This window comes from Endozoicomonas arenosclerae (genome assembly GCF_001562015.1).
Classification (GTDB): Bacteria; Pseudomonadota; Gammaproteobacteria; order Pseudomonadales; family Endozoicomonadaceae; genus Endozoicomonas_A; species Endozoicomonas_A arenosclerae.
Map to the genome: position 1 here is coordinate 1 of NZ_LASA01000319.1, position 526 is coordinate 526.

At 48.6% G+C, this 526-nt stretch carries 1 protein-coding gene and 1 pseudogene; one reads left to right on the top strand and one right to left on the bottom strand.

What is annotated here, in order from left to right:
* Window positions 1-209 (bottom strand): transposase (locus WG89_RS29020; protein WP_479686503.1); only part of this gene is annotated, 209 nt, incomplete at its 3' end.
* A 165-nt stretch (window positions 210-374) separates the two neighbouring features.
* On the opposite strand from WG89_RS29020, the pseudogene WG89_RS29025 reads away from it, so the two are divergent.
* A pseudogene (locus tag WG89_RS29025) lies at window positions 375-526 on the top strand (transposase family protein); the annotation flags it as partial.

Genomic DNA, 526 nt, shown 5'->3' on the forward strand with positions numbered 1-526 from the left:
CCATAAAACAGTAGTGAAACCATCATGGCAGGATGCCAGCCTTTTGATCCTGTGCCTCGATAAGAATTGATCAGTGGAGACAGGTCGAGCKGGTCAACAACATCCACCACAAAGCGAGCCATATGACCTTCTGGAAGATAATCCTGGATGCTGGCAGGGAAAAGGTCGGGAGTGTTTCGGTCGACCGGTTTGAACTTCCACTTATTCATAGTGCTTTGAGTGTTACTGGTACTGGAATCAGGATTTTACCTGTTTTGCTGGTTAAGTCCGACAGGCTCCTAGAGTAGTTCATCCGCATGGAAGCCAAGCAGTACCAGCCACTAGCTGATTTTTTAGCCAAAGTTCCTGATCCTCGCTGCCCCGGCATGTGTGATCACAACCTGCTCGATATACTTATCATTGCTGTATGCGCAGTCATATGTGGAGCGGACGAGTGGCAAGACATGGAGGATTTTGGCCACTGCAAGGAGGACTGGTTCAGAACTTTCCTGGAGCTACCCGCTGGCATACCATCTAAATATACGTT